This is a genomic window from Pseudomonas sp. 910_23, from assembly GCF_052850795.1.
The window spans coordinates 296,131-322,236 of sequence record NZ_VXCZ01000005.1 but is presented as its reverse complement, the minus strand read 5'-3'; the positions used below and the strand labels follow the sequence as shown (position 1 = coordinate 322,236).

The 26,106-nt window shown below is 60.3% G+C and carries 21 protein-coding genes; 19 read left to right on the top strand and 2 right to left on the bottom strand.

The window, feature by feature from the left end; genetic code table 11:
• Positions 1-142: 142 nt before the first annotated feature.
• The 15 genes from FW800_RS08585 (at position 143) to FW800_RS08515 (ending at position 18,525) form a co-directional block, all read left to right on the top strand.
• The gene (locus tag FW800_RS08585; protein ID WP_446437421.1) at positions 143-1,207 is read left to right on the top strand and encodes an SDR family oxidoreductase; all 1,065 of its coding nucleotides are present in this window, start codon (positions 143-145) and stop codon (positions 1,205-1,207) included.
• Positions 1,204-2,463 carry an aspartate aminotransferase family protein gene (locus tag FW800_RS08580; protein WP_103735205.1) on the top strand — a complete coding sequence of 420 codons (1,260 nt, stop codon included), beginning with the start codon at positions 1,204-1,206 and terminating at the stop codon, positions 2,461-2,463. The genes FW800_RS08585 and FW800_RS08580 overlap by 4 nt, the downstream gene beginning before the upstream one ends.
• A 15-nt stretch (positions 2,464-2,478) precedes the next feature.
• Positions 2,479-2,922 (top strand): type II toxin-antitoxin system RatA family toxin, encoded by a 444-nt coding sequence (locus FW800_RS08575; RefSeq protein ID WP_032875168.1) that lies wholly within the window; start codon positions 2,479-2,481, stop codon positions 2,920-2,922.
• 3 nt (positions 2,923-2,925) lie between these two features.
• Positions 2,926-4,068 (top strand): acyl-CoA dehydrogenase family protein, encoded by a 1,143-nt coding sequence (locus FW800_RS08570; protein ID WP_032875165.1) that lies wholly within the window; start codon positions 2,926-2,928, stop codon positions 4,066-4,068.
• Positions 4,065-4,892 (top strand): SDR family NAD(P)-dependent oxidoreductase, encoded by an 828-nt coding sequence (locus FW800_RS08565; protein ID WP_446437420.1) that lies wholly within the window; start codon positions 4,065-4,067, stop codon positions 4,890-4,892. Before FW800_RS08570 ends, FW800_RS08565 begins: the two co-directional genes overlap by 4 nt.
• Positions 4,893-4,902: 10 nt before the next feature.
• Entirely contained in the window at positions 4,903-5,862 is a 960-nt protein-coding gene (locus FW800_RS08560; protein ID WP_103735206.1) for a fatty acid desaturase family protein, read from the top strand.
• A 46-nt stretch (positions 5,863-5,908) separates the two neighbouring features.
• Complete coding sequence (locus tag FW800_RS08555; protein WP_032875157.1) at positions 5,909-6,724, top strand: DUF3050 domain-containing protein; 816 nt, start codon at positions 5,909-5,911, stop codon at positions 6,722-6,724.
• Between the two features lie 29 nt (positions 6,725-6,753).
• Complete coding sequence (locus FW800_RS08550) at positions 6,754-7,821, top strand: HlyD family secretion protein (protein ID WP_032875154.1); 1,068 nt, start codon at positions 6,754-6,756, stop codon at positions 7,819-7,821.
• The gene (locus FW800_RS08545) at positions 7,818-9,335 is read left to right on the top strand and encodes a DHA2 family efflux MFS transporter permease subunit (RefSeq protein ID WP_005788488.1); all 1,518 of its coding nucleotides are present in this window, start codon (positions 7,818-7,820) and stop codon (positions 9,333-9,335) included. The genes FW800_RS08550 and FW800_RS08545 overlap by 4 nt, the downstream gene beginning before the upstream one ends.
• Positions 9,336-9,357: 22 nt before the next feature.
• Complete coding sequence (locus tag FW800_RS08540) at positions 9,358-10,701, top strand: TolC family outer membrane protein (protein WP_248091266.1); 1,344 nt, start codon at positions 9,358-9,360, stop codon at positions 10,699-10,701.
• Between the two features lie 84 nt (positions 10,702-10,785).
• Positions 10,786-11,682, top strand: a complete 897-nt coding sequence (locus FW800_RS08535) for a LysR substrate-binding domain-containing protein (RefSeq protein WP_032875145.1) — start codon at positions 10,786-10,788, stop codon at positions 11,680-11,682.
• A 178-nt stretch (positions 11,683-11,860) separates the two neighbouring features.
• The gene (mexE, locus tag FW800_RS08530) at positions 11,861-13,102 is read left to right on the top strand and encodes a multidrug efflux RND transporter periplasmic adaptor subunit MexE (protein ID WP_216091322.1); all 1,242 of its coding nucleotides are present in this window, start codon (positions 11,861-11,863) and stop codon (positions 13,100-13,102) included.
• 15 nt (positions 13,103-13,117) lie between these two features.
• Positions 13,118-16,297 (top strand): efflux RND transporter permease subunit, encoded by a 3,180-nt coding sequence (locus FW800_RS08525; RefSeq protein WP_005788492.1) that lies wholly within the window; start codon positions 13,118-13,120, stop codon positions 16,295-16,297.
• On the top strand, positions 16,294-17,709 hold the full coding sequence (locus tag FW800_RS08520; RefSeq protein ID WP_216091321.1) for an efflux transporter outer membrane subunit: 1,416 nt from the start codon (positions 16,294-16,296) through the stop codon (positions 17,707-17,709). Before FW800_RS08525 ends, FW800_RS08520 begins: the two co-directional genes overlap by 4 nt.
• A gap of 291 nt (positions 17,710-18,000) precedes the next feature.
• Positions 18,001-18,525 (top strand): hypothetical protein, encoded by a 525-nt coding sequence (locus FW800_RS08515; protein ID WP_194438335.1) that lies wholly within the window; start codon positions 18,001-18,003, stop codon positions 18,523-18,525.
• Positions 18,526-19,250: 725 nt separating this feature from the next.
• On the opposite strand, the gene FW800_RS08510 is transcribed toward FW800_RS08515, so the two are convergent.
• Positions 19,251-20,270, bottom strand: coding sequence for an AraC family transcriptional regulator (locus tag FW800_RS08510; protein ID WP_446437419.1), 1,020 nt, complete (start codon positions 20,268-20,270; stop codon positions 19,251-19,253).
• Positions 20,271-20,438: 168 nt separating this feature from the next.
• On the opposite strand from FW800_RS08510, the gene efeU reads away from it, so the two are divergent.
• The 4 genes from efeU to efeO (FW800_RS08490) are packed head-to-tail and all read left to right on the top strand — an operon-like array spanning position 20,439 to position 24,658.
• On the top strand, positions 20,439-21,284 hold the full coding sequence (efeU, locus tag FW800_RS08505) for an iron uptake transporter permease EfeU (RefSeq protein ID WP_194438337.1): 846 nt from the start codon (positions 20,439-20,441) through the stop codon (positions 21,282-21,284).
• Between the two features lie 10 nt (positions 21,285-21,294).
• Positions 21,295-22,497 carry an iron uptake system protein EfeO gene (gene efeO, locus FW800_RS08500; RefSeq protein WP_446437418.1) on the top strand — a complete coding sequence of 401 codons (1,203 nt, stop codon included), beginning with the start codon at positions 21,295-21,297 and terminating at the stop codon, positions 22,495-22,497.
• A gap of 13 nt (positions 22,498-22,510) precedes the next feature.
• Positions 22,511-23,815, top strand: coding sequence for an iron uptake transporter deferrochelatase/peroxidase subunit (efeB, locus tag FW800_RS08495; RefSeq protein ID WP_032875125.1), 1,305 nt, complete (start codon positions 22,511-22,513; stop codon positions 23,813-23,815).
• Positions 23,816-23,839: 24 nt separating this feature from the next.
• Entirely contained in the window at positions 23,840-24,658 is an 819-nt protein-coding gene (gene efeO / locus FW800_RS08490) for an iron uptake system protein EfeO (protein WP_032875122.1), read from the top strand.
• A 69-nt stretch (positions 24,659-24,727) separates the two neighbouring features.
• Here the strand turns inward: efeO (FW800_RS08490) and pssA are convergent, their stop codons facing one another.
• Entirely contained in the window at positions 24,728-26,071 is a 1,344-nt protein-coding gene (gene pssA / locus FW800_RS08485) for a CDP-diacylglycerol--serine O-phosphatidyltransferase (RefSeq protein WP_032875119.1), read from the bottom strand.
• Positions 26,072-26,106 lie beyond the last annotated feature (35 nt).

Genomic DNA, 26,106 nt, shown 5'->3' with positions numbered 1-26,106 from the left:
CGTTAAGCGCTGATCACCTCCTCCCAGAGCACCTCAGCGCCACCGAAAGTGAATAGAAGAGTGTTCGCCCGGGGCACCTGTGCCTGCAATTCGGCGAAACGCACCATGAATTCTTTCGATGAATCCGCAGGATGCGCCCTACATGTCAGCACAGCAAAAACTAACCGTCCTTCTCACTGGAGGCTCAGGGGTGCTCGGTGAGTCACTGATCGACTGCCTGGCAGAGGACTTTCACCTGGTCTGCCTGGCGCGCAAAAGCCGTATCCGCGATCCCCGAGTGGAAGTGCTCAAGGGTGATATTTGCAGCGTTGACCTGGGCTTGGCCAGCGACGTTTATGCGGCGCTGGTTGAGCGTGTCGACTGGGTGATCCACGCCGCGGCGGTGACGCGCCTGGACGGTGATATCGATCAGATCTTTTCGGTGAACTACCTTGGCACCGAAAACGTCGTGGCCTTCGTGCAGCAAGCCAAGGTGCCGCTGTATCACATCAGCACCGCCTTTACCCACCCTTGCGACTATTACGAAGGCGTGCAAGCGGAAACGCCATACGAAGTCGCCAAGCGCCAGGCCGAAACCCTGGTGCGCTCGGCTGGCATCGATGTGTCGATCTTTCGTCCGTCCATCATTATCGGTGACGCCAGCACAGGGCATATGCCCAACTTTCAGGGTTTCCATATGACCATGGGGCTGATGATGTCTGGCGTACTGCCCATCGTACCCTGCCCGCCTGCTGGCTATGTCGACCTGATCGCCCGTGACGTCGCGGCCCGAGCGATTGCCAACGCGCTGCACCAGCGTTTGATCGGCGACGACTACTTTCTCACCAGCGGCCCACAGGCTCTGGATCTGACGGGGCTGCTGGACCTGATGTGCCAATCCATGGATGCCCAGATGCAACCCTTCACACGGCCACGCTGCATGGCGCCGGATATTTACGAACGGTTGATCCGCCCGGTATTTCTGCCGGCGCTGAGCGGCAATATCCAGGCTGCCCTGACCCGTGCCACTCAGTTGTGCCGCTATGCCTGCCTGCGCACGCCACTGCCCACTTCATTGCCACAGTTACTCGGTGAGCCGGCGTTCAGCCAGCGTGATGTTGGCCGCGAGTTGCTGCTGTCGCTCAACCACCTGGCACCCAAGCTGGGGGCTCTGACGCGCATGCTCAAGCAGCCGGTGACAACGTCCACAGAAGCGAGCGTGGCATGAACCACACTGTTATCGAACCTACTCTCGACGCCGCACAGGTCGACCAATACCTGCGCCAGCACGTCAACTCGGGCTACGCACGCCTCGCCTCGCTGATGAACCTGCCGATCGAGCAGTCCAGCCGTGGCGTCTACATCTACGACGAGCAAGGCCGTCAATATCTGGATGCAGGCGGCTATGGCGTGTTTTTCCTCGGCCATGGCCACCCGGTCGTCGTGGAAGCGGTTACCCGGCAACTGCAGCAAAACGCTTTGGCCAGCAAGTTGTTGCTCAACCCGCAACAGGCCTTTGCCGCACGCGCCCTGGCAGCGCAGTGCCCGGGTGACCTGGACTATGTGTTCTTTTGCAATTCAGGCGCCGAGGCCACCGAAGCCGGCTTGAAGCTCGCGCGCCTCAACGGTTGCCGCCGTACGCTGTCGACCTTCGGGGGGTTCCACGGCAAGACCCTCGGTGCCCTCGCCGTCACCGGCCGCGAGAGCTACCGAGAACCCTTCAATGGGTTGCTCAGCGACAGCGAGTTCGTGCCGTTTGGCGACAGCGTCGCACTTGAGCAGCAACTACGCGCATCGCCGGACAAGGCCTGCGTGATCCTCGAACCGATCCAGGCCGAAGCGGGAGTCATTCTGCCGCCATCGGGTTACCTCAGGCGTGTGCGCGAGCTGTGCAATCAGTATGGCGCCGTGCTGATTATCGACGAGATCCAATCTGGCCTGGGCCGCACCGGCTATTGGTGGGGCTGTGACCAGGAACAGGTGGTGCCCGACATCATGCTGGTAGGTAAAAGCCTGTCCGGCGGTTGCGTACCGGTGAGCGCCATGGTCGCCAGCGCCACGATCTATGCGCCGTTCAATCGCAACCCTACGGTCCACACCTCGACCTTCGGCGCCAACCCGCTGGCCATGGCGGCCGTGCAGGCCACGCTGCAAGTGATGGTGCAAGAAGACCTGGTCGCGCGTGCCCGGTTACTGGGCCAGGACCTGCACGCCCGCTTCAGCGCGCTGTTGCAACAAAGAGGTTGGGCCGAACGTGTGCAACTGCGCAGTGCAGGTTTGCTGTTGGGCTTTGAGTTCGCCGAGGCCTCAATCGCCGCCAACATGGTCATGGCCCTGATCGAGCAGCGCATCATTGTGTGCCACTCGCTCAATGATCACCGGGTGATAAGGCTCACGCCGTCGCCATTGCTGACGGCCCAGGATTGCAACTGGTTGATCGAAGGCTTCACCCAGGCACTGACCACTTCGATGCCATCCCTTTAAATGGAGTTTTCCCCCATGCAAGAAGTCAACGTGCAGGCCCATATTCCCCATGCCTGCGCTGATGAAGTATTTGCGGTGATCAGCGATTTCAGCAATTACGTCGAGCTCTGCGAGTCGGTGCGCGATATCAGCATCAACAAGGTCAGCGACCAGGTGTCGTTTACGTCCTGGGAGGTCAACTTCCACAGCGGCATTCTCAAGTGGCAGGAGCGTGACACCTTCAATGCCGACACCCGGGAAATTCATTTCGAGCAGATGGCCGGCGACGTCGATCACTTCTCCGGCACCTGGCACGTCTTGCCGGACGGCAAGGACGCGATCATCTCCTTCAAATCGCGCTTCGACCTGGGCCTGCCGATGCTCGCGGACATGCTCGACCCTGTGGCCAAACAAGCCATCCGGGACAACATTCACTCGATCATCACCGGCCTGTTTCCGGCGAGCTACTTGAAGGCCTGAACCATGTCACTGTCGTTACTGAATCGCTCACGCGATCTGCTTCAACGCTACGCCCCTGGTTTTGACGAGCGTCTGGCGGCCATTCCTCCGGCCCAGCGTGAGGCGCCACAGAGCGAGGTCATCGCCCTGTTCAAGCAACATGGCCCGGTGGGTTTGCTGGTCAACCGCGAAGCCGGCGGGCTGGGCGCGAATATCCTCGACGCGGTGCATGTGCAGATCGCCCTGGGGGCCCGCTCGCCCTCGCTGGCAGTGGCCAGCACCATGCACCAGTTTTCCGTGGCGAGCTTATTGGCACTCACGCAGAACGGTGGCGGCGCCGAAGGCCTGTTGCTGGCTGCCGTCGCGCAAAAACGCTTGTTGCTGTCTTCGGGGTTTGCCGAGGGCACCAGCGGAGCGGGCATTCTCGACTCGGCCATGCAAGCGGTGCACACCCCAGAGGGGGTGTTACTCAGCGGCAGCAAGAAGCCCTGCTGCCTCGGACAGTCGATGGACTTGCTCACCGCCAGCTATATCCGCCAAACCCCTGGCGGCGAAGAGCTGATGGTCGCATTGATTCCGGCCACTGCGCCGGGCATCAGCCGTAATCCCTTCTGGCAGAACAGCGCCTTGGCCGGCGCTGAAAGCATCGAAGTGCGCCTCAACGAAGTGCTGGTGCCCGAGCGCATGGTGTTTTCCGCCGGTTACACCCACCAGCTGGGCGACGTGCAAACCGTGGGTTTTATCTGGTTCGAACTGTTGATTTGCGCATCCTATGTGGGTGCCTGCGCCGGCCTGATCGAGTCGGTCACAGACGCCGCCCGCTGGACCGCGCATCACCGCGTGGACCTGGCAGCCGACCTGCAATTGGCGATCAGCGCGCTGGAAGGCGCGGCCCTGGATATCGAGCGCAACCCACAGGACTTGCCTAACGTGCTGGCCCGTCTGCTGCTGGTGCGTTACGGCATCGAGCAACGCCTTGCCCAGCTCTCCGACCAGGCTCACGCCATGTTGGGCGGGATGGCGTTCATCACCAGCAACCTGAGCTCCAACGGGTTGATGGCCTGCCGCGGTTTGCAATTTCATCCACCGGCCAGGATCTCGATGGCGACCAACCTTGACACCTACTTGTCCGCATCAACCTTCAGCATGACCGGAGCGCACTCATGAATCTGCTCGGAAAAACCATTGTTATCACCGGCACCGCGCGCGGCCTGGGTTTCGCAGCGGCCTGCAAACTCAAGCAACTGGGCGCCACCGTGATTGGCCTCGACATCCTCGCACCGCAAGACAGCAGTCTGCTGGACGCGTTTTATCAAGTCGACCTGTGCGACCGCCACGCCGTGGCCAACGTGATCAGCGCTATCAGCACCGATTTCGGCGACATCGACATTCTGGTCAATAACGCCGGCACCCTGACGCTGGAACGCGGCGAAACCGGCGTCACCGATGAGGTGACCCGCGCGGTGGATGTCAACCTGTTCGCGCCTTGGCAACTGACTTCGGGGTTCCTGCCGGGTTTGCTGCGAAAGCGCGGCAAAGTGGTCAACGTGTCCTCACTGTTCGCGCTGGTGAATGCGCCCTACGTGGCCGCCTATGCTGCGAGCAAACGGGCGCTGAGCGCTTATTCGGATGTGCTGCGTATGCAATATCGCGGGGAACTTGACGTGGTCACGGTGTACCCGGGGTTCATCGACACAGCGATCCACTTGCCCGCGCAGCGTGTGGGCCTGTCGGTCAAACGCCTGGTGACATTCAAGTGGGGTGACAAGACCCTGCTGTCCCTCGAAGAAAAGCTGGATGCCGCCGCGAACGGCCTGGTACGTGCCTGCCGGAAAAATGGCCTGCGCAACCGGGGGCTGACGTTCATGGGCACGCTGGCCATGTATACCGCACGCAGCGTGCCGAGCGTGGTGGATGGCTTTATCGCCATGCGCCTGCGCACGCTCACGCGCGGCGGCCACCTGGTGCTCAACCCTGAACTGATCGAGTAAGCCGTCGCCAATGGCCAGCCACCTGCACCCCAAGCCCCAGGTCCGTCTCGACCGCGCCTTGTTCAAGGCCCGGCCGAGGGAGTCCTTGCTGATCATCGCCTACGCCTTGAGCCTGTACCTGTTGCCACTGGCACTGTTTGTGTGGGTGACGACCACAGCTTCCACCCTGTGGACGCTGGTGTGTTTGCCGTTGGTGGTATTGGCGGGATACGGGTTATTTCTGCAAGCGATCCTTGGGCATGAAGGTTTCCACTTCAACCTAAGTGCGAACCCCATGCGCAGTTGCTACCTGGGCATTGCCACCAGTTCGCTGCTGCCGGGGTTCTGTGTGACCGGTTACTTTGTAGACCATTGGCAACACCACCGTTACAGCAACAGCACGAAGGACCCGGACTACCGGCTCTTTTCGCGTTACCACACACTGGTAAGCCGCATCACCCTGTCGCGCTTGATCGCCACCCTGAGCTATCTGCAGACCACCTGGCGCCTGGCGTTCGGGCCATTGGGCAATCCCTCGGCGCTGCCGTTGAGTTCAGCCCAGGTGCAATGGCTGGCGCGCTGCAATATCGCCTGTCAGGTTGTATGGCTCAGCCTTTATGGGCTGGCCATGTGGCTCATCGACGGGTTGCTGCTGGGGTTTTCCTTGAGCCTGGCGGTGGCGTTCATGCTGTCGGCGGTCAATGCCTATCAAGAACATGCTTTCGACGCAGGCCCGCACTTGCCGCCAGCGCGTTCACGCACTTCGCGCCTCAACACCTGGCTGCACGCGGGCTCGAACTTTCACCTGGAACATCATTTTTACCCCGCGGTGCCTTGCTGGCGACTGCCCAAGGTACACCGTCAACTGCTGGACGCGGGGTGGTACGAAAACCGGCAATACCTGCTGGAAAAGCACTTCGTGCGGTCTTTCCGGTATGCCACCGGGCGCCACCCCTACCGTACAAACACGGTAAACGACACACACCCTTAATTTCCGCTGGATTTTCTGCCTGACCCTTCAGGCCGCAGGAGCACGCATGCCTTTTGATATCGATAGCCACATTGAAACCGAGCGCGAGCAGCTGTTCAGTCACCCCTTGTTCGCCAGTATCCGCACCGTAGAAGACGTGCGCACCCTGATGGAATTTCACGTGTTCGCCGTCTGGGACTTCATGACCTTGCTCAAGCGTATCCAGCGCGACCTCACCTGCGTGGAGTTGCCCTGGGTACCGCCGGTACACATCACCGCCGCCCGCTTGATCAACGAAATCGTGGTCGGTGAAGAGACCGACGAGCATCCCGAGGGCGGTTTTATCAGTCACCTGGACCTGTACCTCGCGGCCATGGATGAAATCGGCGCCGACAGCAGCGTATTCCGCCGCTTCCTGGCCGCTATCCAGGCCAAGGTGCCGCTGGCCAAGGCGCTCAACCACGGAGAGATTCCAACGGCGGCCAAAGTGTTCATGTGCCAGACCCTCGATATTGCGCAACACGGCAGCACCGAAGCGGTCCTGGCGTACTTCTTCTTCGGGCGTGAAGACATTATCCCCGACATGTTTGGTCGCCTGCTGTCGCAATGGTCGGTCAGTGAAAGCGAGGTACCGATGCTCACGTATTACTTGAAGCGCCACATCGAGATGGATGGTGACGATCACGGCCCGGCGGCCAAACGCATCATCGCCGAAATCGTCACCAGCCCCGCGCAACACCTGCACATGGTCGAGAGTGCGAAAACCGCAATCAACTCACGGATTGACCTGTGGAATGGCGTGCATCAGTTCCTGCTGGACAAGGCTCAGCCGACGGTGAGCCGTCCTGCGCGGGAGGTCCACACCGTTTCTGAGCCTGCTTGACCTCAACGTGCATCGACAGGGAGTACCACATGACCAAAGGCAAGTTGATAAAACTGACGCTGTGCGGCGTCGTGGTCGGCGGGTTGCTGATACTGGGCTGGCAGCGCTGGCAGTATTCCAGCACCTACGTGAGTACCGACAACGCCGAACTCGACGGGGTGATCATCCCGGTACGGGCCAAGCTCTCGGGCGTGGTGATCAGTGTGCCGGTGGTGGACAACGTCACGGTACAAAGCGGCGACCTGCTGTTTCAGATCCGCGACAGTGAATACCGCTACCAGCTGCAGCAGCGCGAAGCACAGTGGCAAGCGCTGCTCGCCGCCGCCGGGCGCGCAGGCGTGCCGGGGGCGCTGGACAGCCAGGTGCTCGGTGCAGTGGCCATGCGCGAGGCCGCGCAAGCGGCCCTGGCTCAAGCGAGCGCCAACCTTGAGCAAGCGCGTAACGACTACCAGCGTGCCCGTCGCCTCGGCGCTCAAGGCGTGCTGAGCACCCAGGACCAGGAAGTCGCCAAGGCGCGTTTCGATGCCCTCAGCCATGCCCAGGGGGTAGCGCGCAGCAACGCCCAGGCCGCGGCCCAAAGCACCTTGGCCAACAAGGCCGAACTCAAGGTGCAGGACTATCGGATCGCGGCCGCGCAAGCTGAGCTGGAACAATCCAGGATCCAGCTCAACGACACCCGCCAGACCGCGCCGTTGCGCAGCATTGTCTCGAAAAAAGAAGTGGAGCCTGGCCAGTTTGTGGTCGCCGGCCAAAAGCTCATGAGCCTGATCGCCACCGAACCGCTGTGGATTACCGCCAACTTCAAGGAGACCCAGGTGGGCCGCGTGCGCGTCGGCCAGAATGCCCGAGTTACCGTGGACGCCTTCCCCGGGCACGCCTTCGACGGCGTCGTCGAAAGCCTGGCACCGGCCACCGGGGCGAAGTTCTCATTGCTGCCCCAGGAGAATGCCACGGGCAACTTCACCAAAGTGGTGCAGCGCGTGCAGGTGCGCATCGCGCTCAACGCCGTGCCGGATGACTACAAGTCGCTGTTGAGCCCGGGCATGAGCGCGTTCGTCGAAGTGGCCGCACCTGACGACGCCGGCCAGACGCTATGAGGTCGCCCTACCTGATTGCGTTTACCGTCACGCTGGTCTCGATGATGGAGCTGCTCGATGTCACCATCGTCAACGTCGCGATTCCCAGCCTGATGGGCACCTACGGGGCGTCGGTGGATGAAATCTCCTGGGTCTCCACCGGTTATGTGGTGGCCAACGTGGTGATTCTTCCGGTCAGTGGCTGGCTATCGGCGTGGTTCGGCCGGCGTACTTATTACCTGGTCTCTACTGCGCTGTTCGTACTGGCATCGTTGGGTTGCGCGATGTCTGCCGAACTCTGGCAACTGGTCGCGTTTCGGGTGCTGCAAGGCCTGGCGGGCGGCGGGTTGCTGGGCATTTCCCAGGCCATCATCTACGACGTGTTCCCCAAGGAAAAAGTCAGCAGCGGCATGGCGTTGTACGGCGTGGGGGTGATGATGGGGCCAACCCTCGGTCCGACCGTCGGCGGCTACCTGATCGACACCTTGTCGTGGCACTGGATCTTCTTGATCAACTTGCCGATCGGTGCCGTGGCCTTGTTGCTGTGCTGGCTGTGTATCAACGACTCGCCCAACGAACAAAAACCTTCCAGCGTCGACTACAGCGGCTTCTGCTTGCTGGCTCTGGGCGTCGGCAGCCTGCAGATCCTGCTGGAGCGCGGCGAACACTGGGACTGGATGGCGTCCAACTGGACCGTAGCCTGCCTGTTGCTCAGCAGCTTCAGCCTGGTGGGCTTCTTCTGGTGGGAGCGGCGTGTGGCCAACCCAATCGTTAACGTCGCACTGTTCCAGAATCGCGAGTTCCTGATGGGATGCATCTGTGCATTTTGTGTGGGCTTCGGGCTGTACAGCACGTTGTTCATGGTGCCGCTGTTCTTGCAGACCTTACTGGCGCAGAGCGCTTACCAGAGCGGGCTGGTGATTTTCCCCGGGGCAGTGGCCAGCGCCATCAGCACCTTGGTGATCGGCAAGCTGTCCCAGGAAAACAAGATCGACGAGCGCGTGTTCGTCACGCTGGGCATTGTCATGTACTGCTATGCCATGTTCCTGCACACCCAGTTCACCCTCGACAGCAACCCCGACTCGCTGTACTGGCCCTTGGTGATCCGCGGCCTGGGCCTGGGCATGATCTTCGTGCCGCTGACCAACCTGGCGATGCGCCGCCTGCCGCTGACATTGATCTCCGGTGCTTCAGGCGTACTCAACCTGATGCGCCAGTTGGGGGGCAGCGTGGGTATCGCCATCGCAGCCACCCTGCTCACACGGTTCTCGTGGGAACGCTACCGCCTGCTTTCCGAACATGTCACCGAATCGAGTCTGGTTGCCAGTGGCTGGGGAGGCGTGGAAACCGACCCGCTGTTTCTTTCCCTGGGCCTGGCGAGCCATCAACAAGCCCTGGCCCTGATGCCCTACATGCAAGCACGCGAACAAGGGCAAATGCTGGCGTTCAGCATGCTGTTCGGCACCTTGGGAGCGGTAATGGCCATTGGTATTCCCATGGTGCTGATGATGCGCAGAAGCCACATCAGTCGATAAATCTTTCAGTGGAGCACACCCCTTGCGTATTCCAGGCCTGCATCTCAACACCGCCCCCCTGCTCATGCCTCTGTATTGGCTGGCACTCGCCTGCGCGCCCACCCAGGTATCGGCAAATGACTTGTACCACCTGTACCAGAAGGCACTGACCCACGACATGCAGTTCGCCGCCGCACAGGCCCAGCAATTGGCCACGGCAGAAAAGGAACCGCAAAGCCGTGCCAACCTGCTGCCAGACCTGTCTGTCACCGGCGGCGCGGCCTGGGTCGATGCCGAGGACTCTTCCGATTATCATCGCAATCGCAATAACACCAACGCCTACGCGGTGGTCCTCACACAGCCGCTGCTGCGTTGGCAGAATGTGATCGCCCACGACCAAAGCAAACTGTTGATCAGCGCCAGTGAACTGCACACTGAACAGGCGCGCCAAGCGCTGATGCTGCGCGTTGCCCGCGCTTATTTCGACGTGCTGCTCAATCAGGAACTGTTGAGCACCCGCACACAACAGCTACAAACCCTGCGCCAGAGCCAGACGCGCAGCCAGCGACTGCTGGCCGACGGGGCTACCACCGCTAACGCGCTCGCGCAGGTTCAGGCCAAATACGACCAGGCATTCGCCGAACAGATTGCCGCCCGTGGTGCATTGGACATCGCCAACGAAACACTCACCCAATTGACTGCCGCACAGGCGGGGCCGTGGTCAGGCAAAGAGCCGCAGTTCAGTGCCCCGGTGCCCGCTGCCATCGATGATTGGGCCACGACCGCGCAACAGGGCAACCTTGCCGTACAGGCGGCGCAGATTGCCCAGCGCCTGGCCGAAATGGACATCGACAAGGAACGGGCCGGCCATTTGCCCACCCTCGATCTGATCGCCGCCCATGGCCGCTTCGCCTCTGTCGGCGGTGATGTATACGATGTGACGTTACCGGAAAATCGCTATAACCAGACCGTGGTCGGGGTCAAACTGAGCGTTCCACTCTACAGCGGTGGCCGCACCAGCAGTCGCGTGCGCGAAGCCCATGCACTGCAAAGCAAGGCAGCGGACGAAGTCGAAGATGCACGCCGCAACGCCGGGATGAAGGCACGTCAGGCCTACCTGCAAGTCACCAACGGCATGAGTCAATATCAGGCACTCAAGCAGGCCTTGAACTCCAGCCAGATCAACCTCGCCGCCGTGACCCACGGCTTCGAAGCCGGTTCCCGCATCAACACCGACGTACTGGATGCCCAACAGAAAGTCACCGATACCCAACAACGCCTGGCCCAACAGCGCTATGCCATTCTAATGGCCCAGTTGCACCTGTTGGCGTCCACCGGCAACCTGAGCGACGCGCGCCTGCGTGAGGTCAGCCGTACACTGAACTGACGCACGGATGAAAGCGCTGACATTCGCTCAACGTAGGGACTGAGTTGGATTAAGCTGGGGCATCTCAAAAATGGAACACTGCCCATGTTCGACCTGAACGAACTCTTCCTTTACGCCAAGGTGGTCGAGCACGGCGGCTTTGCGGCGGCGGGTCGAGCGTTGAACCTGCCCAAATCGACCCTGAGTCGCAGAGTCGGTCAGCTTGAGGCAAGGCTTGGGGCTCGGCTGATACAGCGTTCGACGCGCCAGTTCCAGGTTACCGATATCGGCCAGGCTTATTATCGACATTGTGTGGCGATGATTGCCGAGGCCGAGTCGGCAGAAGATGTGGTGGCCTTCAACAAATCAGAACCTCGCGGCTTGATTCGCCTGAGTTGCACCACCGCGCTGCTCAACTATTGGGTGGCGCCGATGCTGGCTCAATTCATGGCGCAATGCGGTAATGTCGAACTGAATGTGAAGAGCTTCAACCGTAAGGTCGATGTGATTGCCGAGGGTTATGACCTTGCCTTGAGCCTGTGTTTCCCACCCCTGGAAAGCAGTGAACTGGTGATGAAACTGCTCGGTAAAAGTACTCAGGTGCTGGTGGCGAGCGCGGCTTTTTTGCAGGACTATGCCCTGCCCTCGCAACCCGCCGACCTTGCCGGGCTGCCCACCGTGCACTGGGGCAACCTGATGATTCAGTACGTGTGGGAGCTGACCGGCCAGGATGGCGCGACGACGCAGATCCAGCACACGCCGCGCCTGGTCAGCGATGATGTGCCGACTTTGAAAAACGCGACACTGGCGGGAGTAGGCATCGCCAACCTGCCGTGGGTGGTGGTCAAGGAGGATGTCGCCGAGGGGCGTCTGGTTGTCTTGCTGCCTGAGTGGCAGCCCGTGCAAGGCGTTATCACGGCGGTATTTCCATCCCGGCGCGGGCTGATGCCGTCGGTGCGCGCCTTGATCGATTTTCTGGGTGAAGCATTCGATGCACCTTAGGCAACAGTCTTTTGTCATCAAGGCCATTGATAGCTCCCTAACGAAACCCCCATGCTAGAGGGCTGACTCCCCTCTTATATCATTCCGAATGATAGTTACCTTTGCTTCATTCGATTCGTGACATAGCACCCCGCCGCGCATGATCCGCCCATCTCAAATACATTGGCGGATGCACCTCATGGAACAGTCACTCAAACTTTTGCGCTTCCCCCTGGCGATTCTGGCCGTGGTGGTGATGAGCGCGTGCGGCAAGTCTCCCGAACAAGCGGCCGCCATGCCCCCAGCCAAGGTCAGCGTGGCCAAGGTACTGGAACAGCCGGTCAACGAGTGGGACGAATTTACCGGACGGCTGGAAGCCCCGGAAACCGTGCAGATTCGTCCTCGGGTGTCCGGCCAGATTGACCAGGTCGCTTTTACTGAAGGCGCTTTGGTCAAGAAAGGCGACCTGCTGTTCCAGATCGACCCGCGCCCGTTCCAGGCCGAAGTGCGCCGCCTGGAAGCCCAGTTGGCTCAGACCAAAGCCGCCGCCACCCGCAGCGAAAACGAAGCGCAACGCGGCGAACGCCTGCGCCAGAGCAATGCGATCTCCGCCGAACTGGCCGACTCGCGCACCACCGCCGCCCAGGAGGCCCGCGCCGCCATGGCCGGGATCCAGGCGCAGTTGGACCTGGCCCGCCTGAACTTGAGCTTTACCCGTGTCACTTCACCGATCAGCGGCCGCGTCAGCCGTGCCGAAATCACCGCCGGCAACCTGGTGACCGCCGACACCACTGCGCTGACAAGTGTGGTGTCCACCGACAAGGTCTACGCCTACTTCGACGCCGACGAGCGTGTGTTCCTCAAGTACACCGAACTGGCCCGTGAAGGCCGTCGCGGCGCAACCACCCCGGTGTATCTGGGCCTGTCCAACGAAACCGGCAACCCGCACCTGGGCCAGATGAACTTCGTCGACAACCAGGTCAACCCGTCCACCGGCACCATCCGTGGCCGTGCGGTGTTTGACAACAGCAAGGGCGAATACACCCCTGGCCTGTATGCGCGCTTGAAGCTGGTCGGCAGCGGCACCTACTCCGCCGTGCTGATCAACGACGAAGCCGTCGGTACCGACCTGGGCAAGAAGTTTGTGCTGGTGATGGACGGCGACAAGCCGGCTTACCGCGCGGTGGAATTGGGGCCCAAGATCGAAGGCTTGCGCATCGTACGCAGCGGCCTGACCAAGGACGACACCGTGATCGTCAAGGGCCTGCAGCGTGTGCGCCCCGGCTCACCGGTCGCGCCGGAAACCATTCCGATGGCCAGCAAGGAAACCCTCGCCGCCTTGGCCCAACAACGACAAGCGCTTGAAGCCAGCAACCTGGAGCAAGTGGCGCCGGACACGACCGCGCCCAAGCTCGCCAGCACTGCGACTCCACGCGGTTAAGGGATACGACTCAAGATGAATTTTTCCAAGTTCTTCATTTCGCGGCCGATCTTCGCAGCGGTGCTGTCGCTGTTGATCCTGATCGCGGGTGCAATCTCACTGTTCCAACTGCCGATCAGCGAATACCCGGAAGTAGTGCCGCCGACTGTGGTGGTACGCGCCAACTTCCCGGGTGCCAACCCCAAAGTCATCGGCGAAACCGTGGCCGCACCGCTGGAGCAGGCCATCACGGGTGTCGAGAACATGCTGTACATGTCCTCGCAGTCCACCGCCGACGGTAAGCTGACCCTGACTATCACCTTCGCCCTGGGCACCGACCTGGACAACGCGCAGGTGCAAGTGCAAAACCGTGTGACGCGGACTCAGCCAAAGCTGCCGGAGGAAGTGACACGCATCGGTATCACCGTGGACAAGGCTTCCCCCGACCTGACCATGGTGGTGCACTTGACCTCCCCGGATCAGCGTTACGACATGCTGTACCTGTCCAACTACGCGATCCTCAACATCAAGGACGAACTGGCCCGTTTGGGTGGCGTCGGCGATGTGCAGCTGTTCGGCATGGGTGACTACTCCCTGCGTGTTTGGCTGGATCCGAACAAGACCGCCTCGCGCAACCTGACCGCTACCGATGTGGTCACGGCGATCCGCGAGCAGAACCGCCAGGTGGCTGCCGGTGCCCTGGGCGCTCAGCCTGCGCCGAGTGACACCAGCTTCCAGTTGTCGGTCAATACCCAAGGCCGCCTGGTCACCGAGGAAGAGTTCGAGAACATCGTGATTCGTGCCGGCGCCAACGGTGAAATCACGCGCCTCAAGGACATCGCCCGGGTCGAGCTGGGCTCCAGCCAATACGCGCTGCGCTCGTTGATCGATAACCAGCCGGCCGTTGCGATTCCGATCTTCCAGCGCCCCGGCTCCAATGCCATCGACATCTCCAACGATGTGCGCAGCAAGATGGCCGAGCTGAAAAAGAGTTTCCCGGCGGGCATGGATTACCGCATCGCCTATGACCCGACCATTTTTGTACGCGGCTCTATCGAAGCGGTGGTGCACACACTGTTCGAAGCGCTGATCCTTGTGGTGCTGGTGGTGATTCTGTTCCTGCAGACCTGGCGCGCCTCGATCATTCCGTTGGTGGCGGTGCCGGTATCCTTGATCGGTACGTTTGCGGTGATGCACCTGTTCGGATTCTCGCTCAACGCCCTGTCATTGTTCGGCCTGGTACTGGCCATCGGTATCGTGGTGGATGACGCGATCGTGGTGGTGGAGAACGTCGAGCGCAATATCGAACTGGGCCTGGAGCCGTTCCCGGCCACCGAAAAAGCCATGAGCGAAGTTACCGGCCCGATCATCGCTACAGCGCTGGTGCTGTGTGCCGTGTTCATTCCAGCCGCTTTTATCAGTGGCTTGACCGGGCAGTTCTACAAGCAGTTCGCGTTGACCATTGCGATCTCGACCGTGATCTCGGCGTTTAACTCGCTGACGCTGTCCCCTGCCCTGGCCGCCGTGTTGTTGCGCGGTCACGATGCGCCGAAGGATCGCTTCTCGAAGTTCCTCGACAAGCTCTTCGGCGGCTGGCTGTTCCGTCCCTTCAACCGCTTTTTCGAAAAGGCCAGCCATGGCTACGTGGGTACCGTACGCCGAGTGATTCGCGGCAGTGGTATTGCCCTGTTCGTGTACGCCGGCCTGATGGTGCTGACGTTCTTCGGCTTTGCTCACACCCCGACCGGTTTCGTACCGGCCCAGGACAAGCAATACCTGGTGGCCTTCGCCCAACTGCCCGACGCCGCGAGCCTGGACCGCACCGAAAACGTAATGAAGCGCATGTCGGAGATCGCCCTTAAACAACCCGGTGTAGAAGCCGCGATTGCCTTCCCGGGTCTGTCGATCAACGGTTTCACCAACAGCCCGAACAGCGGCATCGTGTTCGTGACCTTGAAGCCCTTTGATGAGCGTAAAGACGCGAGCATGTCCGCCGGTGCAATTGCCGGTGCACTGAACGGCCAATACGCCAACATTGAAGAAGCCTACATGGCGATCTTCCCGCCCCCGCCGGTACAAGGCCTGGGCACCATCGGCGGGTTCCGCCTGCAGATCGAAGACCGTGGCAACCTCGGCTATGACGAGCTGTACAAAGAAGTCCAGAACGTGATTGCCAAAAGTCACAGCGTGCCTGAACTGTTCGGCCTGTTCACCAGCTACACAGTGAACGTGCCGCAAGTCGACGCCGCCATCGACCGCGAAAAGGCCAAGACCCACGGCGTGGCGATCAGCGACATCTTCGATACGCTGCAGGTCTACTTGGGCTCGTTGTATGCCAACGACTTCAACCGCTTCGGGCGTACCTACCAGGTCAACGTGCAGGCCGAGCAGCAGTTCCGTCAGGACTCCGACCAGATCGGCCAGCTGAAAGTGCGTAACAACAAAGGCGAGATGATCCCCCTGGCGACCTTTATCAAGGTCAGCGACACCTCGGGCCCGGACCGCGTGATGCACTACAACGGCTTTATCACCGCTGAAATCAACGGCAACGCCGCACCGGGCTACAGCTCTGGCCAGGCCCAGGCTGCGATTGAAAAGCTGTTGAAGGATGAACTGCCCAACGGCATGACCTATGAGTGGACTGACCTGACCTATCAGCAAATCCTCTCGGGCAATACCGCGCTGTTCGTGTTCCCGCTCTGCGTGCTGCTGGCGTTCCTGGTACTGGCCGCCCAATACGAAAGCTGGAGCCTGCCGCTGGCGGTGATCCTGATCGTACCGATGACGCTGCTGTCGGCCATTACCGGGGTGATCATCTCGGGCGGCGACAACAACATCTTCACCCAGATCGGCCTGATCGTACTGGTGGGCCTGGCCTGCAAGAACGCGATTCTGATCGTCGAGTTCGCCAAGGATAAACAAGCGGAGGGCCTCGACCCGCTGGCTGCGGTACTGGAAGCCTGCCGCCTGCGTCTGCGGCCGATCCTGATGACCTCGTTCGCGTTCATCATGGGTGTGGTGCCGTTGGTATTGTCCAGCGGTGCGGGTGCCGAGATGCGCCATGCCATGGGTGTGGCGGTGTTCTCCGGGATGATCGGTGTGACCTTCTTCGGTCTGTTGCTGACGCCAGTGTTCTACGTACTGATCCGTCGCTATGTTGAGCGCCAGCAAGCGCGCAAAGCGGCCAAGGCCTTGAAGCTGGAGACACAGCAATGAGTGTGAAAGTATTCCTGCCGAGCTTGCTGGTACTGGCGCTCGCCGCCTGTGCCGTAGGCCCGGACTACAAGACCCAGCAACTGGAGGCGGCCAACATCACGGCCGCCGCCGACAGCAAAAGCTACGACCATGCCAAGTACGAAGGCATCTGGTGGCAGCAGTTCGAAGACCCGACGCTCAACCAGCTGGTAACCCAGTCGCTGAGCGGCAACCGTGATTTGCGCGTAGCCTTTGCCCGCCTGCGGGCAGCACGGGCTATCCGTGACGACGCGGCCAACGACATCATGCCAGTGGTCACCTCCCGCGCCAGCAGCGATGTGGGCAAGGGCCAGATTCCCGGCCAGACTACCAAGCGTGTCAACAGCGAGCGCTATGACCTGGGCCTGGACATGGCCTGGGAAGTGGATTTGTTCGGGCGCATCCGCCGCAACCTGGAAGCCAGCGACGCTGACCAACAGGTGGCCGAAGCCGACCTGTACCAACTGCAAGTCACCATGATCGCTGAACTGGTGGATGCCTATGGCCAACTGCGCGGGGCGCAACTGCGTGAACGCATCGCCCTGGACAACCTGAAGAACCAGCAAGAATCACGCACCATCACCGTCAGCCTGCGCGATGCCGGCGTGGGTGATCAACTCGACGTCGAGCGTGCCGACGCACGCCTGGCGGCGGTGGAAGCCAGCGTGCCGCAGCTGCAAGCCGAACAAGTGCGCGAGCGCAATCGCATCGCCACCCTCCTCGGCCAGCGTCCCGACAAGCTGAGCGTGGACCTGAGCCCCAAAGACCTGCCGGCAATCGCCAAGGCCCTGCCGATTGGCGACCCGGGGCAATTGCTGCAACGGCGCCCGGACATCCTCAGCGCCGAACGCAAGCTGGCCGCCGCCACCGCGCGTATCGGCGTGGCCAAGGCCGACCTGTTCCCACGGGTCAGCCTCAGCGGCTTCCTCGGCTTTACCGCCGGGCGTGGTTCGCAGATCGGCTCGGCTGCAGCGAATGCCTGGTCCCTGGGCCCGAGCATTACCTGGGCCGCGTTTGACCTGGGCAGTGTGCGTGCGCGTTTGCGCGGTGCGAATGCCGAGGCCGACGGGGCCCTGGCAACCTACGAACAGCAAGTACTGCTGGCCCTGGAAGAGTCCGAGAACGCCTTCAGCGATTACGGCAAGCGTCAGCAACGCCTGGTGTCGCTGATCCGCCAAAGCGAATCCAGCCGCGCCGCCGCCGACCTCGCCGCGATCCGCTACCGCGAAGGCACCGTGGACTTCCTGGTACTGCTCGACGCCCAGCGCGAACGCCTGGCCGCAGAGGACTCCCAGGCCCAGGCCGAAGTGGATCTATATCGCGGCATTGTGGCGATCTACAAGGCGTTGGGTGGTGGCTGGCAGCCGGATACGGTGGTGGCCAGCAGCAAGTGAGGTAAAGAGCTCCTTTGGTTGGTCGCATCCAGCCAATTTTTAGCCCTGCGATCCATTCGGTCGCGGGGCTTTTTTTTGCCGGGACTTCCTAAAATGTTGAACGTTATTTCTGTAAGCCAATTAAGAAGTCCTTCGTAGGTGATTTCCTAGTACTGCGCTATACCTGGCTTCCAGGTTTAAATACTTCAGAAACAACAGTGCATTTTCATGTAGGCAAGCGGTACACCCACGTTAAAGTAATTGGCGCACGTGTCGACAACCAAGTGCCACTTACTAATGGAGGAAGGCGACATGGCTATCATGTTGACTGCTGAGCAGATGAGGCATACCAAGGCAACCAACGCTTACGTTATTAAAAATCCTGAACAAATAACGAATGAATTCACAATCACTGAGGAGTCCGTAGCAGCTGACACACTAAATCTTGGTGAAACAAAAAAAATCGCCGACCTGAAAGAATATTTAAAGGGCTTTGACATGACAGCCATAAGCTCAGATGACCTCAGAAAAGTAGCGCGACGATTATTCGACGATGAAATGATAGATATACATGCATTTGTAATATTCGCCGAAGGCAATTTGGCGAGTGGTGCAGATGGTCTTCCTACAGAAACAGACGTCAAATTCAACGCCATCGCTTTGTTTAATGAGCGGCTTGAGGACTACAATGATTTCCTTGAAAATAATCCTGCAGACGTGAAAGAAGATACTTTGAGGTGGCGGCGTGGGATGATAGATGCCAATCACGCGATAGGCGCATTGACCTACTTCGTCAACTCTTCCAGAAGTGATTTAAAGATTCATGAGCAAGCTTGAATCCAAGTCGTTTGGGCAGTGCGCTAAGGAGGATCTTAACGCACTGCCATTGCAGGCCTTCAGCGGCCGTATTTGGCGGTGCCTGAGTAGGATTTCACATCAGGGTCGGAATTGAACATAGCGACTCGATAGGTACCAAACGATCCAGAGTATGAAGCGCTGCTCCCAAAGCTTGTCGCAACAGATTGCCAAGAGGCTCCCAACTGCTTTTGGATAATCAACTGTGGCGCCCGCCCTCCTCCCGTGGAAGCTGAGGCATCAATAGTCGCACCCGCACATCCATTCGCGGAAGTTATTGTGAACGGGCCATACACAGTCGTTTCGACACCAGGTGGCAAAAGCCCGCTATAGCTATCACTTATATACAGACACAAGGCCGACACCTGAACAGACAAAAGCATTAACGCGAGACACGGCAACGCAATAAGACCTTTCATGATCTCACCTCAAATCAGAAAATAGTAAATAAATACCCACTCGAAATATCTGATCTTTTATTTCCCCATAAGCGCACCTCGCAGTTAAGCAACGGCTGCCAGCACATGACACTCGATATCAGCCCAGCAGATATCAAGCACCCACTAATGCGGGTAGGAACACGTTGCTTACAGTGCACGAAATCAAGCGCTAAATATGCCAGCCACGTCCTAAAATATCGAAGGAGCGTTCTGTCATACTTGGGTGAAGGAATAAGTGAGAATTGTCCTAATCCCGCATGACGGAAGTTAGAGTCGACTCGAGTCGCTCAAAATCAAACTCCGATAATGCCCCGGATTCGACCCCGCCCACTTGCGAAACGCCTTGTAGAACGAACTCGCATCGGCAAACCCCAGCCGCGTGGCAATCTCGGCAAAGCTGATCTGCGGTTCAGCCAGCCACACAATCGCCAGTTCTTTGCGCACACTGTCTTTGAGGCCCTGATAAGTCTGCCCCTCTTCCGCCAGGCGCCGACGCAGGGTGGACGCAGAAATACATAGCCTGGCTGCAAGGCCCTCCGTTTCCGGCCAGGTGTCGGGAGGCATCTGCCGAAGGTCGTGCTTGATGCGCGTGGCGAGGCTTTCAGGGTCGCGGTATTTGACCAGGATGTTAGCGGGTGCATGGGCCAGAAAACGTTGGAGCTCCTGCTGACTGCGTTTGATCGGCAGGTCCAGGCAGTCGGCAGAAAAGATCATGCGGGTACGAGGTCGATCAAAGCGCAGGTTGTCGGAAAACATTACCTGGTAATCGTCACAGAAGTCCGGCTGCGCGCAACGCAGCTCAATGGCCAGGATCGGGATGCGACGCCCCGCCAGCCAGCACGCAACGCCGTGGACGATCATCCAATAAGTGAAATACGTGAACGCACGCTTGGGCTCATCAGGTTCGAGCAGGACGATCTCCGCCAGGCTCTGTTGGCGAACCAACTGTGCCGGCATGTGCTCCAGCATCAACGACAGAAACCCCAGGCCGGTTTCCAGGCCCGCCGCCAGGCTCGGTTGCGCCATGGCGGCGCGACACAGAAACGCCAGGCTACCGGATTTGAGTGCACGCGGGTCCATGCCAAAAAACTCGTCATCCCTGCGCCGCGCCAGCAAACGCCAAAGGCGCGCATAGGCCGTGGCCGGGACACGGGCATTGGGCTGCTCAAGTAACGCAGGGTCAATCCCGACTTTGCTCAATGCCTCGACAGTGGCCGAACCAGGCGCACAGCTCTGCAACAGCGCTTCGCTCACAAGGTGGATGGAGATGGTGTCTTTTTCCGACATGGGATGTTGAGTTATCCGACTGCAAACCAGGTGGCCTGCATCATAAGGGCGGTTGCGCTTCGCCACCACTGTTCAGCCCACGTTCAGCAAAGGTCAATATTTCTTGTTTAGCAATGAGTATCATTATGTTACAACTTAGCTTCCTAACTAGTTACGCCCTGGTGCCCGATGCTCGTTCCTTTTTTAATCATGCTGCGCGAAGGCATTGAAGCCGCCTTGATCGTTGGCATCATCGCCAGTTACCTGCAGCAGACCGGTCGTGGCCAATGGATGCCCGCCGTGTGGATCGGCGTTTTCCTTGCTGCCGCCCTGGCCTTGCTGGTCGGTGGTGGCCTTGAGTTGGTCAGCGCCGAATTCCCGCAAAAGCAGCAGGAACTGTTCGAAGGGATCGTAGGGCTTGTCGCCGTGGGTATCCTCAGTTCCATGGTGTTCTGGATGCGCAAAGTGGCGCGGTCAATCAAACACGCTTTGCATGAGTCTCTCGACCATGCCCTGGCCGGCTCCAGGCACCAGGTATTCGCGCTGATCGCCATGGTGTTTTTTGCCGTGGCCCGCGAAGGGCTGGAGACGGTGTTCTTTCTGCTGGCGGTGTTTCAGCAGAGCGAAGGTATGGGCGCGCCGATAGGTGCCCTGCTCGGCCTGATCCTGGCCATTGTCGTAGGCTTTCTTATCTATTCCGGCAGCATGCGCCTGAACCTCGGCGCGTTTTTTCGCTGGACCGGCCTGTTCATCCTGGTAGTGGCGGCCGGCATTCTCGCCAATTCTGTGCAAGCCCTGCATGAGGCCGGTGTGTGGAACCACTGGCAAACCGTGCTGTTCGATTTCAGCGCTGCGCTGCCCATGGACAGCCCGTTGGGCTCGGTACTGGCCGGCATGTTCGGTTATCAGGAGGCGCCGACCGTCAGCACCCTGGGTGCCTATGTGATTTACCTGGTGGTGGCGCTGGTGATGTTCTTCCTGCCTTCGGCCCCCGCCAAGCCTGTCGCCACGACTTCTTCCGTTTCCAGCCAGTAAGGACCGTCTCTTGTCCAACCCAACCCCTCAATCGGCCCCGCCATCCCGCGCCTTGCGCTGGGGTGTGGCCGGCTCGGTGGTGGTGATGATCGCCGCCGGTGGCCTGTTCTACTATGCCTCGCAATTGGCCGCGACCAAGCGCCAGACCAACCACAATGAAATCGCAGTCACGATTCACAGCCACGCCTGCGAGCCCAACGCCCTCACCGTGCCGGCCGGGCGCGCAAGCTTTCGTATCATCAACCGCTCCGACCGTGCGGTGGAGTGGGAAATCCTCGACGGTGTGCTGGTGGTCGAGGAACGGGAAAACATTGCCCCTGGCCTGAGCCAGGTGATCAACGCCAACCTGTTGCCCGGTGACTACGCCATCACCTGTGGCCTGTTGAGCAACCCGCGTGGCACCTTGCATGTCACCCCCACCGCGGAGTCCGACGCCCAGGCCAAGGCCAAGCCGTCGATGGTGGCGTTTATCGGCCCGTTGTCGGAGTTCCGTGTGTACTTGATCGGCCAGAGCGGTGCACTGATCAAGGCGGTGACGGCGCTGCAACAGGCTATCGACGCCGGTGATCTGGCCCAGGCGCAGGCCCTGTATGTGCCGGCCCGTGAGGCGTATCAGCGCCTGGCGCCTGCCTCTCAACGCCTGGCCGAATTGGATAACGCAATCAACGCCCGCGCCGACTACTTTGAAAAGCGCGAGCAGGACCCGGCCTTCAGCGGCTTCCATCGCCTCGAATACAGCCTGTTCCAGCAACACAGTCTCGACGGCCTGGCGCCGGTCGCGCAACGCCTGGTGGCCGACGTCACCAAGCTCAAGCAACAATTGCTGGCGCAATCGCTGCCCCCAGAGCAACTGGTGAGCATTGTGGTACGCAACCTCAACAGCCTGGCGGATGTACGTGCCCGCAGTGGTGAAGAGGAGCGCTACAGCCATATCGATCTGAACGGCTTTGCCGCCAACCTGGACGTCGCTCGTAAAGTGGTCGACTTGATGCGCCCGCTGCTGGGCAAGTCCGCAGCCGGCTTGCTGCCCGATATCGACAGCGCGCTGAATGCCTTCGACGCCGAACTCGCTGCATTCAAAGTCGGCAATACCTACAGCACGTACGACAGCATCACCGCCGATCAGCGCCAGCAGATCGCCGACAAGGCCAAGGCACTGGCCGCCGCACTCGATGGAATCGACCCCGCCCTTGGCCTTTCCGGCCTGCAGTGAGACGAACGCATACATGAGTGATTCAGAACAGCTAAACCTTGCGCGTCGCCGCGTCCTGCTGGGCATGGCGGCCACCGGCGCGGCCATCGCCGGCAGCACCTTGACCTGCCCGGCCATGGCCGCAGCGGCCGAGCAAGTCACCAGCGCTCCGCGCAGCGACAAGACCCACGACCACCAGGCTTTTTTCGGTCAGCATCAGAGCGGCATTGTCACCCCGCGCCCGGCCTGCGGCATGGTGGTGGCCTTCGACGTACTGGCCAGCGACCGCGAGGACCTCGAACGTTTGTTCCGCACCCTGAACGAGCGTATCGCGTTCCTGATGAGCGGCGGCACCGTGCCGCAGGTAGACCCGAAACTGCCACCCACCGACTCCGGCATCCTTGGCCCGGTGGTTACCCCAGATAACCTGACCATCACCGTGTCGGTCGGCGAATCGTTGTTCGATGAGCGCTTCGGCCTCAGTGCCGTCAAGCCCAAGCGCCTGATCCGCATGGTGGGTTTCCCCAACGATGCACTGGAGCCGGCGCAGTGCCACGGCGACCTGAGCCTGCAGTTCAGTTCCAACACGCCCGATACCAACATCCACGCCCTGCGCGATATCGTGAAAAACCTGCCTGACTTGCTGCTGGTGCGCTGGAAACAAGAAGGCAGCGTGCCGCCCCAGGCCCCGGCCAAGCCCGGCGAACCGGCGCAGAGTGCGCGTAACTTCCTGGGTTTTCGCGACGGTTCGGCCAACCCCGACTCCAATGATGCCAAGGCCATGGACCAGATCGTCTGGGTGCAACCGAGCAGCGACGAACCCGCCTGGGCGGCCCATGGCAGTTACCAGGCCGTGCGTATCATCCGCAACTTTGTCGAGCGCTGGGATCGCACCCCACTGCAAGAACAGGAAAGCATCATCGGCCGCGTCAAACCCACCGGCGCCCCCATGGATGGCCAGCATGAAACCCAGGTGCCGGACTACAGCAAAGACCCGCATGGCAAGTTGACCAAGCTTGATGCGCACATCCGCCTGGCCAACCCGCGCACCCCGCAGACCCAGGCCAACCTGATCCTGCGGCGGCCGTTCAACTACTCCAACGGCGTCAACAAAAACGGTCAGCTGGACATGGGCCTATTGTTCATCTGCTATCAGGCTGACCTGGAGAAAGGCTTTATCAGCGTGCAAACGCGGCTCAACGGCGAACCGCTGGAGGAATACCTCAAGCCGGTCGGCGGCGGGTATTTCTTCACCTTGCCCGGCGTCACCGGCCCTGAGGATTTCATCGGGCGCACGCTGCTTGCTGCAACGCACTCCACCACCCCTGCCAAGACCTGAAACACACCAGAGCGGAATGCCCCCATGAAGAAGTCGTCTATCGCGTTGTCGTTGTTAATGAGCCTTGCGCCGCTGGCTGCCTTCGCCGCTACCGCGCCGCTCGACCTGGTAGGCCCGGTATCGGACTACAAGATCTACGTTACCGAGGAAATCGGCGAACTGGTCACCCAGACCCAGGCGTTTACCAACGCCATCAATAAAGGTGACCTGGCCACCGCCAAGAAGCTCTATGCGCCGACCCGCGTGCACTATGAGGCCATCGAGCCGATCGCCGAGCTGTTCAGCGACCTCGACGCGTCCATCGATTCGCGTGTCGATGACCATGAAAAAGGTGTAACGGCCGAAGACTTCACCGGTTTTCACCGGATTGAATACGCGCTGTTCTCGCAAAACTCGACCAAGGGCCTGGAAGCACTGACCGCCAAGCTCAATACCGATGTGAACGATCTCAAGACGCGGGTCGATGGCCTGACCTTCCCGCCGGAAAAAGTCGTCGGCGGCGCTGCGGCGCTGCTGGAGGAAGTCGCTGCCACCAAGATCTCCGGCGAAGAAGACCGCTACAGCCATACCGACCTGTATGACTTCCAGGGCAACATCGACGGTGCGAAGAAAATCGTCGATTTGTTCCGTGGCCAGATCGGGCAGCAGGACCAGGCGTTCCTGGCCAAGGTCGATAAAAATTTCGCCACCGTGGACAAGATCCTGGCCAAGTACAAGACCCAGGATGGCGGCTTTGAAACCTACGACAAGGTCAAGGACAACGACCGCAAGGCCCTGGTAGGCCCGGTCAACACCCTGGCTGAAGACTTGTCGATGCTGCGCGGCAAGCTGGGTTTGAATTAAAGGCTACCGGCAAAAAAAACACCCAGGCCCTGTTGAGGGCCTGGGTGTTTTTTGCCTGCGGGATAACGGCTACAAAATGCGGTACAGCAAACGCTCAATGCGCACTCGGCTAACCCGACGCAGGAATTTCCCCACTGCCGGCGGGTAATCAACCAACGTCTGCAATTGCTGGTAGCCCCGGATACGCGTGGTGTGCTGGAAGATCTGCGCCAGCTCGGTACGCCGCGGCTCCAGCCATTGGCCCTTGGGGTCGTCGATCAGCAAGCCGTTTTCCAGGTCGAGGCGAAATGCCCTGGGGTTGAGGTTGTTGCCGGTCAGCAAGGTATAGCGCTGGTCAACCCACATGCCCTTAAGGTGGTAGGTGTTGTCGCCATCGCGCCACAGGTGCAGGTTCAACTGGCCGCTGTCGATCATCGGCTGGTGACGCTTGGCAAAGCGCCGCAGGCTGATCTCATATAGATAAGGCAAGGCCGCGATCACCTTGAACGGCTCGCTGGGCGGAATATAGAAGTCGTTGGCCGTCTTGTCGCCGACCACGATGTCGATCTTCACTCCACGCGCCAGGGCGCGGTTGATCTCGCGGGTCACCGGCAACGGCAGGTTGAAATACGGGGTGCAGATGGTCAACTGCTGCTGGGCGCTGGCGATCAGCTCCAGAATGACCCGGCTCAGGGGGTTGTTCTTGCCAACGCCGAGCAACGGGCTCACCGAGAGGTGACCATTGGGCAACTGCCCGGCCGTGGTGTCATAGGCCGCGTGCTTGAGACGGCTGCGCAGGTCGCCGATATCGTTGCGCAGGCTGCGGGTGGTCGGCGGGTTGGGCAGGTCCAGGCGGTGCACGGCCTTGGATGCCACCAGGCCGTGCTCGATCAGGTGCTGCATAGAATCGGCCAGCACCTGGCTATGGATCAGGTGGTAACGATCAAAGCGGTACTTGTCGAACTTGTGCAAATAAACATTGTTGAGGCTGGCGCCGCTGTACAGCACGCTGTCATCGATCACAAAGCCCTTGAGGTGCAATACGCCAAACAGCTCGCGGGTTTGCACCGGCACGCCATACACCGGCACTTCGCTGGCGTGGCTTTGCGTCATGGCCTGGTACCAGGCGCTGTTGCCCGGCTGCTTGCCGGCGCCAATCAAGCCACGCTGGGCGCGCAACCAGTCGACCATCACCACGATGTCCAACTCCGGCCGTGCCGCCTTGGCAGCGTGAAGCGCGTCGTAGATCTCCTGCCCCGCTTCGTCGTGCTGCAAGTACAAGGCGACGATGTAGATGCGACGCGTCGCCTGGGAGATTTTTTCCAGCAGGCAGCGACGATAGGCATCGGCGCCGGACAGCACCTCGATGGCCTCCGGGGACAGCGGGAAACCGCGTAGTTTGGGCAACAGGGAGCGTTTGAAGAACGACGGCATAGGGCTCGCAATGGGTCGAATCCGAAGAGGTCCAG